The sequence below is a fragment of the Desulforhopalus sp. IMCC35007 genome, from assembly GCF_005116575.1.
In the GTDB taxonomy this organism is placed as follows: Bacteria; Desulfobacterota; Desulfobulbia; order Desulfobulbales; family Desulfocapsaceae; genus Desulforhopalus_A.
Window position 1 is genome coordinate 68,490 of the sequence record NZ_SWCN01000023.1, and the last position, 10,061, is coordinate 78,550.

Consider the following 10,061-nt stretch of genomic DNA (forward strand, 5'->3'; position numbering starts at 1 on the left):
ACTCTCTAAAGAGTAAATCTGTTTCCCTCAATTTATATTTTGTTCCACCAGCTCTGTATCGCTGATGCCAATCTTCAATTATATGTTTAACCGGCGGGCCGTCTTTCGGTGTTTTTATTAAAAGCCGTTCATCCGGAGAGTAAATTTCTAATTCAATAGTAGAATCAACTATACTAATAATCCCCACACTGCCGTGTAACCAGGAAAGTTAAACCTATAAAATAGGTGGGCAGCCTCATATCCACGTCAGGTACGTCAAAAAATGACCCTCCTTAAGTAAACAGAGAAGGTACCCTTTTTTTGAGAGTTGGCTCAACACACACTGATCATCACCAACAGTGCAGGGAAATTCTATACTAATATCACTACTATATTTATTTTTAAATCAATAGCTACAGCTCTTTTGTACTATAAGTAAACTATAGCAGACTTTAACCTAAACGAAAACAAAATAACCCGGCTGTAAAGCTAAAGTGGCTTGCCCTCACCAACCCAAGGACTGTTTCCCTTCCGCCAGCAGAGGGGTACTTCTATCTGCCCCCCGCGGAGTGTCCCATTTACCTGAGAGACACAAATACCCTGAGGCGATTTGATTCCAAAAAAAACTTCAACCCGATATCAAGGTACTATTCTGAAGCCAGGCCTGTTTTGATCTCGTCGACTAACCGTCCAATTTTATATTCCGTATTGTGCTGGTAGTCTTTAAATTCCTGCTGCAGTTTCACATAACGCGAGGCAATATTCAAACATGCAAGTACAGCCTTCTTACCTGATGCTAAGGTACCTACATTGGTGTTAGGCTCTGTCTCAACCAGTTGACGCACAAGGGAGAGTATCGCCTGCATCTCTTCTTCAGAAGCCCCGGTATAAAACCTGTATTCCTGGCCCAAGAGTTCAAATTCGACTAAACGCTCACTGTTTGACATAGCTATCCGCTGACTGCGTTATCTTCTATTCAGCATAGTAATTCCTATTCCTTGGAACCGGAAACAGAAAAGAGATTATGCTGCAGCCGACCCGCCTCTGCGGTTTCACTTGCGTCTTCAGTATGATCACCTTCAGCTTCATCAGAGCCAGCTTCCTCGTCCACGGATTCGAGTTCTTCCTCATCCTCATCCAGTCCAAGTTCCCAATCCTCAATCTGTTCAACCAGTTTTCCAACACGTTCACTGATTTCAGTTCGCTCACTGTCTTTGGTGCTAATCTTTCCTTCAAGCTCTACGATTAGAGCATTTTTATCTTTCAACGTCTTCAGCAGTTTCTTTTTCTCTTCTTTGAGCTCTGCAAAACTGATTAACAGTTTTTCAACAAATTGCTCCAATCGTTGTAATTCAGTAACTTTATCCATTTTATGGCTCCTTTGGTATTCTCATTCCGGCTCTGTTCTCATCAAAAAGTGACCAACAGTATGAGCCGGGGATTTTTTTCTTGTGTTAGGGGGAATATACCATGGCTTTTTATCCCTGCAACATCAATCAGATTCTAGAATAACTCCAACCTATCGGCGAGGCGTTTTCGTATGGCATATATCCATGGAACGTCCTGGGATCATTGTCGAAAACAAGTGGTAGAAAAAAACGGTCTCCTTCCCACATCGGTAGATCCATAATTTTACCCACATCAACCCAGAGAAGATCCCCTTCCTCGTTGGACGTATTCGGCGTGCCTGAAAAGCTCTTGATGAGATAAATGAAACCAAACCAATCTTCTCCGTTTGGACCAAAGCCGGTCCAGTTAATCGTACCCCGCAGCAGAACCTCTTTACATTCGATATTAGCTTCTTCCCTTATTTCACGCACAAGACAGGTATAAATATCTTCTCCATGTCTCATTTTTCCTCCCAGGCCATTATATTTACCTAAATGCTGGTCCGTCTTCCTTTTGTTGCGATGGACAAGCAGCGTACTCCTTTGGTCTGGAGAGAGGATATAACCGAGGGTGGCTATGATGGGTGTATACATTACTTTTTCCCTTTTTCTGCAATTACTTTAAGATACATATTCCGCTACGACCTTTCATATGATATAAATAGTGTACTGTTATTAAATCTTCCCTTGTTCCATCCCCTGTCTTCCGGGTGTGGCTTTACTTTCAAATATGTATGTCATTTAAAAAAACAAAAAATTTTCTATATATTTGCCTGAGCATAATCTGTCTGGCTCCAGTCTGCCAACTCAACACTGCTGCAGCTCAAGACTTCCCACGCTATAAGGCAATAGAATCCAATGTTCAGTTCTGGGAAAAGGTGTATGCAACCTATTCCCTTAATCAGGTCGTTATACATGACTCGAATGATTTAACCAAGGTGTACGAGATTGTCGACCTCCTCGACCCTTCTCTTCCGAACGCCGCTCAAATCAATGCAAATGCAGAGAAACAGGCGATACAAAAGTACACCAATCTCCTTAAAAAACTCTCTCAACAGCGACCAGTCAGCGAAGAAGAAAAAAGAGTAGCAGCCCAGTTTTCAGGAAAATACCGAAGCAGAGATATGGGTAATGCTGCGGATAGTGTGCGCAGCCAGAGAGGCCAAAAGGAACGTTTTCAGGAAGGTGTCGTTTATTCCGGAGGATACATATCTGAGATAAAACGTATTTTCCGCTCATATCACCTCCCTGAGGACCTTGCCTACCTCCCCCACGTTGAATCATCTTTCAACACCAGGGCCTATTCCAAGTTCGGTGCGGCTGGGATCTGGCAATTTACCCGATCCACCGGAAAAAGATACCTGCTCATTGATGACAGCGTCGATGAACGTCTTGACCCGATACGTGCAAGCCACGCTGCAGCCCAGTATTTACAGAAGAGCTACCAGCATTTAAAGAACTGGCCTCTTGCTCTCACCTCATACAACTACGGACTTCCCGGCATGATCAGAGCACAAAAGGAGCACGACAACTATGTGGACATCTTCAGCAATTACAGCAAAGGGTATTTTAAATTTGCCTCAAGAAACTTCTATTCTGAGTTCCTTGCCGCACTGAAAGTTGCTAAAGATTTAGAAGCTAGAATAAAAATGCATGGTCCGCAACAGGTATCGTACCTCAAACTCAAGGGCTATATGAGCCTTGATACCCTCAGCCGTCACTTAAAACTATCGCCAGATGTCATAATCCACCATAATCCAGCCCTTCGTCCGGCTGTAATCAACGGGGAAAAGCATATCCCAGATGGCTATCTGGTCAGACTTCCCTACAGTTCGACGACAAAACAGTTGACAGCCAACATTCCTTCGTCTCTGTATAAAAACAACCAAAAAGCTACCAAGTATCATAGAGTACAGAACGGAGAAACCGCCAGCGCCATTGCAAAACGCTACGGGATTTCCCTCAAGCAACTCAGAGCCGCCAACAACCTCGACGAATTTGCCACTATTTTTATTAAGCAAAACCTGCGGATTCCCGCAAAAGCGATTATCCGTAACAGTAAATCAAAAAAAGATTATACTGGTAACACAAGGCTGAACGAGCCACCCACTCTTGTCCCAAAGAAAAAAAGCAAACCGGATCTATCAGCCACAACCCCGCTTCCAACCAAAGACCCCACCGTTTACAGCGTTTTTCAAGTCCACAAAAAAAATGGCAAAACCCTTGGCTATATAAAAGTGCAACCTGAGGAATCATTAAGTCTGTACGCCAAATTACTCGGGATAAGTCAGCAAGAACTCTACAGCCTCAACAATCTGAAAACAAATTCCGCTCTCAGCCCCGGCCAGGAGCTTCTTTTACAATTTGACAACCTCGCCCCTGCACGATTCGAAGAAAAAAGACTCGATTTTCTCCAGGAAACAGAAGACGATTTCTTCTCTGCTTACAGTGTCGTGGGACAAAAATCATATAAAGTTAGCGCAGGCGACACCCTCTGGGATCTCTGTTACAATAAGTTTGAGATTCCTCTATGGCTGCTTGAGAGATATAACTCAACCATAAATCTCGCCCAATTAAATCGCGATCAGGAGCTGATCATCCCTATTGTCCAACAGATATAACATCATTTCACAGTATTTAAAGATAAGGAACAGGTAGCATGGATATAAACAAAGCAATAAAAGAACTCAAGCAACACCCTAAATTTACGGATAATGTTGGAATGATACTCATTCATAATGGTGTTGTTCGCAACTGGTCGAGAAAAGATAAGTCCCAGGTAACAGCTCTGGAAGTGACCCCGGATTATGATAAAATCGAGGCACTCCGTCAGCACTATCTCAAGAGTGAAGGAATTTTTGATATTAAAATCGAAGCGTACTCAGGAACGTTTCAGCCCGGAGATGACCTTTTGTATATCATCGTGGCAGGTGATATCCGGGAAAACATCAAACCCGTACTCGCCGATTTGCTTGACCGTGTAAAGGCAGAGGCCGTAACAAAACGAGAGATTTTCTAGCCACCTTCCCAGGAGCCTTCTCATGTCTACTGCAACAGACTATCTTGAAAAGTTTTCTGACGTTAACGCGCTTCCAAGCGTTGTGGCAACTGTCAACAGACTGATTAACGACAGCGAGTCGACGATGAAGGATTTTGAAGACGTGATCAAGATGGATCAGGTCCTGGTTGCAAGGCTATTGAAACTGGTCAACAGCCCTTTTTATGGTCTGACCCAGACGGTTGACTCTATAAGTCGGGCTGTCGCATTTCTCGGCATGAAAAACCTCCACAACCTCGTCGTCATCGACGCGGTGCAGACGATCTTTGTAGCACCCCGAAAAACGCGCGGATTTTCAAAGAAAAAACTTTGGCATCACTCTGCTGCAGTCTCTATCTGCAGCAAAATGATAGCGGAGCGAATCTTCGGAGTCAATGGAGATGATGCTTTGCTTTGCGGCATTCTCCATGACTTCGGTATACTTATCGAAGAGCAGATAAATCCGATAGCCTTTGAGTCACTCGTCTCTGCATGCAAGTCCTCCAGTACAATAACAGACCTCGAAAACAAGGCCTTTGGCACCAACCATTGCGAACTCGGCCACCTCATGACCATAGACTGGAATATGTCCACTTCCGTCCAGGAGGCAATTCGGGACCATCACCTTATCTCCAATGAGATGAAACCCGATACACTCACCGGCATAATTCAGATTTCAGAATACATTACCGGCCAGATCAACTACACGACCCTACCAGAAATAACCGTTGATATATCCACGCCCCTTCTTCAACATCTCCAGGATAATATTGACGAATACAAGGTCCTTATTGAAGATCTTCCAGAAGAGATGCAAAAAGCCAACGCCATTTACGGATAGGGGTTCCAATGATTGACCTCTTTAAAAACACGAAAGTAACTGAAAAGAAAAATCTTGAAGAGCTCCTTGTATTTCTGGATGATCATCTGCCTGAGCTTACATTCATAGCCCAGACAGCGACTGGCAACATTGGGTCCTCAGATGCCCGTAAACTATTTCCCGATGAGATTCTCGACACCCTCAAGCAGCTGCTTGAAAAAAACACGGAACACAGTTTTCCGGTCTCCAACAACGGAAAAACCTACGGGGCATTTCCTGTTCCTGCTCTTGGTGCGACTCTTTTTTTTACCAGCGCGGCCCATGATTCAGGCCCTGGAGATGTTTCCGCACTCATTACTCTTGCAGTATCATGCTGCCTCGCCCGCCAGGAATCGCGGGAACTGACCAAGAAGCTTGCCATTCAGAAAAAACAGTTTTCACGTAAGTTTGAGGTCCTGGAAAAAAAATACCAGGACATGCAGGAGGAGACCCAGCAGGGGTACCGGATTATTCAGCAACATCAGGAAAATTATTCCAAAACCCTCCAATCTGAAATCGAAAAACAGACCCATGAGTTACGCGAGTCCAAGGCAGCGGCAGAAGCCGCAAACGTTGCCAAAAGTCAGTTTCTCGCCTCCATGAGCCATGAAATCAGAACCCCGATGAATGGTGTGATCGGCTTTACCGAAATGCTTCTCACCTCTCACCTCGATGATGAGCAACGCGACAGTGCCCTCACCATCAAAAGAAGCGGCGAAGCCCTCCTGAGCCTGATCAACGACATTCTCGACTTCTCGAAAATAGAAGCGGGGCTCATGGAACTTGAAGAAATAGATTTTGACCCTGAAATCACTGCCCACGACGTCTGTGATCTCATACGGCCAAGGATCTCAGGTAAACCAATCGAGGTTCTCTGCCGTATTGACGACCATCTGCCCGCCAACGTCGTCGGCGATCCCGGCAAATTCCGTCAGGTCCTGATTAATCTTCTTGGGAACGCCGCTAAATTTACAGAACAGGGAGAGCTCGAACTCAGCATTGAAGTGCAGCAAGAAAGTGACAGCGAAGTTACCCTCCTCTGTAAAATTCGTGATACCGGGATCGGTCTGCCCGCAGACAAACTGGAAACGATTTTTGAGGCCTTTAAGCAGGCCGACGGTAGTACGACTCGTAAATACGGTGGAACCGGGCTCGGTCTGTCCATCTGCCGAAAGATCGCCGCCCTGATGCAGGGCCATGTATGGGTCGAATCGGTTATTGGCAAAGGAAGTACCTTTCACTTTCTGAGTAAAATGAAAAAATCCACTATTACCCAACAAAATCGTCCGGTATGCAAGAATCTCAAAGGTACAAAAGTCCTCATCGTAGACGATAACAGGGCAAACAACGAAATCATTAAAAATCTGCTCGAAAATGCAGGGATGGAGACCGTAACCCTCCTGGATGAAACCGCCACAATGGAAACACTGACCCTGGCAGAACAGGAAGGCAAGCCCTTCAACCTTGCCATTCTTGACCTGGTCATGCCCCACCTTTCCGGCTATGAACTTGCCAAAAGAATACGCAATTCTACACTGAAGAATACAGCTCTCCCCCTCCTTGCATATACATCTTCAACAGAAAAAGTCGCACAGAGATGTAACGAAGCAGGGTTCAATGCCTTTTTGGCCAAACCTGCAAGACGTCAGACATTTCTGACGACAATCAGTAAAATTCTGGGCCCAGAAGAAGATCGCTTGGGAGATGGTAAAAAGCCGATCGTCACCCAATACTCTGTCCGCGAAGAGATCAAGCAATCCATTAAAATACTCCTGGCCGAAGACAATCTGGTCAATCAGAAACTGGCAACAATGATGCTGACCAAGGCCGGCTATTATGTAACTGTTGCTCCAAACGGCCGGGAGGCTGTGGAACTTTTCAGCACATCCCCTGAGAATTTCGACCTCATTCTCATGGATATCCAAATGCCCGAAATGGATGGCTACGAAGCAACCAGGAGCATCAGAGCCCAGTCATTCAGCGAGATCCCTATAATCGCCATGACCGCCAATGCAATGAAAGGCGACCGTGAACTTTGCCTTGAAGCTGGCATGAACGATTATATTACCAAGCCTATAAAAAGAGATATTATTTTCCAGGTTCTGGAAAAATGGTTGCACATCAGGCGCTGACTCTATCAAACACAACATAATGGAATACAACCTAAATCAGCTAACCCGTGCGTGGTCTTCTTACCTCAACTGGCTTGACGACAGACAGAGCGTAAAGCGTTGGCCTATTGAACTGCTTCGATATTTCCTAAGACTCCTGTATATCACCGTACATCAATTCAGAGCGAACGATCTTTCACTCCGATCCGGGGCACTGACCTACACTATCCTGCTCTCCATGGTTCCCATGCTGGCCATGAGTACTGCTGTCATTAAAGGCCTGGGAGGCGGAGACCAACTGAGAGAAGCCGCTTATACCTACGTCAAAACCCTGGAAAAAACCGATAGCAAACCAGATTTCAAGGTTCCTCAGACAGGCCCGACAAACCACGTGGGCAAGGCGGGTGAGTCAGATCAGTCAAGCCTGACGAATTTTCCCCCTACTACAGTACCGCCTGATGGTGAGGCAAGCCTTACTACCCATCTTCGCTCGGCAGTCAGCCAACTGTTTGACTATGTCGACCGAACCAATTTTGCCACCCTGGGCACGTTTGGAGTCATCGGCATGTTTTTTAGCGTTGTTCTTGTACTTGGCAACATTGAAACGGCAATGAATTCCATCTGGAGAGTTACAGCCGGAAGACCTGTTCTGCGAAAGATTGCCGACTACCTCACGCTTTTGATCCTCCTTCCTCTTTCCACAAACCTTGCCCTGGCGGCGACTGCTTTTATTAAAAACCCAAAGCTCGCCGATAAAATTGACATCTACATCCCACTGGACTGGATCCAGGCTCCCCTGCTCCAGGCCTTACCGATTGTTTTCATCACCATCTCTTTTTATGTGATGTTCATCTTCTTTCCCAACACCAAAGTCAAGACACTGCCAGCTCTCATCGGTGCCAGTCTTGCCGCGTGTTTTTGGGTGATCATTCAAAATATTTATATCACCTTGCAGATCGGGGTGGCAAAATACAACGCAATTTACGGATCCTTTGCAACATTTCCCCTTTTTCTCGTCTGGATCTATCTGAGCTGGATCTTTATTTTAGCCGGAGCCCAGATCGCCTATGCGATTCAGAACGAAAAAAAATATTCCATAAATGACATCCCTGCTACACCAGCCATGAAACTGAGTGCTGCCTTTGACATAATGGACGAGGTTTTTCAGGCATTCAGCAACGGGGAAGAACTGACCAGGCAACGTCTGAGCGCTCTCCTAGGCCACTATCCCCCCAAAATGCTTCGAAAAGTCAGCAAAACACTGATCAAAAATAACTTGATCAGTTATAGCGATAAAGACAAGCGCTTCCTGCCACTCTTCCCAAAAGTCAAATACAACCAGGCAGATGTGGTGCAGGCAATCCTTGGAGATGATGTCCCAGATAGCAAAGGTGGGCAAGAGAGTCGCAAGGTAATACATGCTGCAATGGGCCTTGACTGAGGAAGTCAAACCCATTTCCAACAAATTTTTCCACTCTGGAAATATACGCAAGAACAAGCAGTAGAAGACCCGACACAGGTCGACATCGTCCTGTTCCCCATAGATATACCCTGATATCCGGTAGCAAAGACGCTCCTGATGCCATATCTTTCGCCATAACAAAACGTTTTAGAAATGAATCAAAATCAACTGCTGGAAAAGGAGCCTCATTATGAAAATCGCAATAAACTTTTTTTTACTCGCGCTGTTGCTCTCCCCCTCTCTAAGTCTGGCCTATAATGATCAGGACAACCGCTATCAGGAATATCAGAGATGGTGGCCAACTGAATCGAGAGAATCGCAACCTTCGTACAGAGATTATGATAACCGCGATTATAACGGTCGCGATTATGAGAGGGACAGACCATATGATGATGACAGAAATGGTAGATACAAACAAAAGCATCGCATGCAAAGACAGGCTCCAGAGGGGTGGGACATTAATCCTCAGATCGCAAAGAACGCGGAAAATTGCTACAGATATACTCTATCAGTCGAAGGAAACAGAGGGTCAGCAAGGATAATGTCACTTCCAGGGGCAAACTATATTCAGACCTCAGGACAAAAGAGTGGCTATGTCTGTTTTGATGGATCACCCACCCTTGAACTCGGGAAATTAGGTGACCGTAATACTCGCGTCACACTCAAGCTGCAAGGAAGAGGAAAATATACTTTTAACAGAGGCGATCAGGGATCGAGCTACCAAAATAACTGGTACAGATCTTACTGGGACCTGTAATTGCTTAAAAAAGACAAAAACACCTGCAACGAGCAACTGCAGGTGCTTTGTCTGTTGATGCGAAAGAACTGAATCTGGATTATCTACAACAGCATCCCTTCATTTATTGTCCAGGCCTTACTTGGCGACAAACTGCATTGAACAATGTTTTTTCCAGAATATTTCAAAATCTTTTTTGTGTTTTGGAAGCTTGGTCAAACTTCTCCACCTGGATCTTTTATTAAATTTTTTTATTTCCTGAGCAGGCTGAAAAAATGATACCGCGTTCTCGACGGTCAAAACAAAAGGAGGTTTATTGTTAATCAGGTTTATCCAGCTGGCAATTACAGAACCACTTCTATCCTGAGTTCCCGGAATTGTGTAACGATGAAAATACAGTAACCCTATAATAATGTGTTAAATAATACGATTTTCCTTGCATAAAACATCGTTACAATATATATTATTGTAACGAGAAAAAGGAGGATT

Annotated in this window: 9 protein-coding genes and 1 other RNA gene; 6 read left to right on the top strand and 4 right to left on the bottom strand. The window is 44.9% G+C overall.

Annotated elements, in window-relative coordinates; genetic code table 11:
• Window positions 1-176: 176 nt before the first annotated feature.
• From ssrS to FCL48_RS20065, 4 genes are all read right to left on the bottom strand, one after another.
• Window positions 177-350, bottom strand: a non-coding RNA gene (gene ssrS, locus FCL48_RS20050) — 6S RNA.
• A 276-nt stretch (window positions 351-626) separates the two neighbouring features.
• The gene (locus FCL48_RS20055) at window positions 627-926 is read right to left on the bottom strand and encodes a cell division protein ZapA (RefSeq protein ID WP_136874987.1); all 300 of its coding nucleotides are present in this window, start codon (window positions 924-926) and stop codon (window positions 627-629) included.
• A 44-nt stretch (window positions 927-970) separates the two neighbouring features.
• Entirely contained in the window at window positions 971-1,348 is a 378-nt protein-coding gene (locus FCL48_RS20060; protein ID WP_136874989.1) for a hypothetical protein, read from the bottom strand.
• A 127-nt stretch (window positions 1,349-1,475) separates the two neighbouring features.
• Window positions 1,476-1,961 (bottom strand): 8-oxo-dGTP diphosphatase, encoded by a 486-nt coding sequence (locus FCL48_RS20065; protein ID WP_136874991.1) that lies wholly within the window; start codon window positions 1,959-1,961, stop codon window positions 1,476-1,478.
• Window positions 1,962-2,101: 140 nt separating this feature from the next.
• Here FCL48_RS20065 and FCL48_RS20070 point away from each other — a divergent pair, with 140 nt between their 5' ends.
• The 6 genes from FCL48_RS20070 to FCL48_RS20095 all read left to right on the top strand — a co-directional run bounded on the left by FCL48_RS20070 (window position 2,102) and on the right by FCL48_RS20095 (window position 9,593).
• Window positions 2,102-3,988 (top strand): LysM peptidoglycan-binding domain-containing protein, encoded by a 1,887-nt coding sequence (locus FCL48_RS20070; RefSeq protein WP_136874993.1) that lies wholly within the window; start codon window positions 2,102-2,104, stop codon window positions 3,986-3,988.
• A gap of 38 nt (window positions 3,989-4,026) precedes the next feature.
• The gene (locus FCL48_RS20075) at window positions 4,027-4,386 is read left to right on the top strand and encodes a molybdenum cofactor biosynthesis protein MoaE (protein WP_136874995.1); all 360 of its coding nucleotides are present in this window, start codon (window positions 4,027-4,029) and stop codon (window positions 4,384-4,386) included.
• A gap of 22 nt (window positions 4,387-4,408) precedes the next feature.
• On the top strand, window positions 4,409-5,245 hold the full coding sequence (locus FCL48_RS20080; protein ID WP_136874997.1) for an HDOD domain-containing protein: 837 nt from the start codon (window positions 4,409-4,411) through the stop codon (window positions 5,243-5,245).
• Window positions 5,246-5,253: 8 nt separating this feature from the next.
• Entirely contained in the window at window positions 5,254-7,395 is a 2,142-nt protein-coding gene (locus FCL48_RS20085) for a response regulator (RefSeq protein WP_136874999.1), read from the top strand.
• Window positions 7,396-7,414: 19 nt separating this feature from the next.
• A complete protein-coding gene (locus FCL48_RS20090) occupies window positions 7,415-8,815 on the top strand; it encodes a YihY/virulence factor BrkB family protein (RefSeq protein ID WP_136875001.1) in 1,401 nt (466 codons plus the stop codon).
• A gap of 211 nt (window positions 8,816-9,026) precedes the next feature.
• The gene (locus FCL48_RS20095) at window positions 9,027-9,593 is read left to right on the top strand and encodes a hypothetical protein (protein ID WP_136875003.1); all 567 of its coding nucleotides are present in this window, start codon (window positions 9,027-9,029) and stop codon (window positions 9,591-9,593) included.
• The last annotated feature ends 468 nt before the right edge of the window (window positions 9,594-10,061 follow it).

Bases quoted from the DNA above. Each gene is read 5' to 3' on its own strand.
- FCL48_RS20055 (WP_136874987.1), bottom strand. From the start codon at position 926: ATGTCAAACAGTGAGCGTTTAGTCGAATTTGAACTCTTGGGCCAGGAA.
- FCL48_RS20060 (WP_136874989.1), bottom strand. From the start codon at position 1,348: ATGGATAAAGTTACTGAATTACAACGATTGGAGCAATTTGTTGAAAAA.
- FCL48_RS20065 (WP_136874991.1), bottom strand. From the start codon at position 1,961: ATGTATACACCCATCATAGCCACCCTCGGTTATATCCTCTCTCCAGAC.
- FCL48_RS20070 (WP_136874993.1), top strand. From the start codon at position 2,102: ATGTCATTTAAAAAAACAAAAAATTTTCTATATATTTGCCTGAGCATA.
- FCL48_RS20075 (WP_136874995.1), top strand. From the start codon at position 4,027: ATGGATATAAACAAAGCAATAAAAGAACTCAAGCAACACCCTAAATTT.
- FCL48_RS20080 (WP_136874997.1), top strand. From the start codon at position 4,409: ATGTCTACTGCAACAGACTATCTTGAAAAGTTTTCTGACGTTAACGCG.
- FCL48_RS20085 (WP_136874999.1), top strand. From the start codon at position 5,254: ATGATTGACCTCTTTAAAAACACGAAAGTAACTGAAAAGAAAAATCTT.
- FCL48_RS20090 (WP_136875001.1), top strand. From the start codon at position 7,415: ATGGAATACAACCTAAATCAGCTAACCCGTGCGTGGTCTTCTTACCTC.
- FCL48_RS20095 (WP_136875003.1), top strand. From the start codon at position 9,027: ATGAAAATCGCAATAAACTTTTTTTTACTCGCGCTGTTGCTCTCCCCC.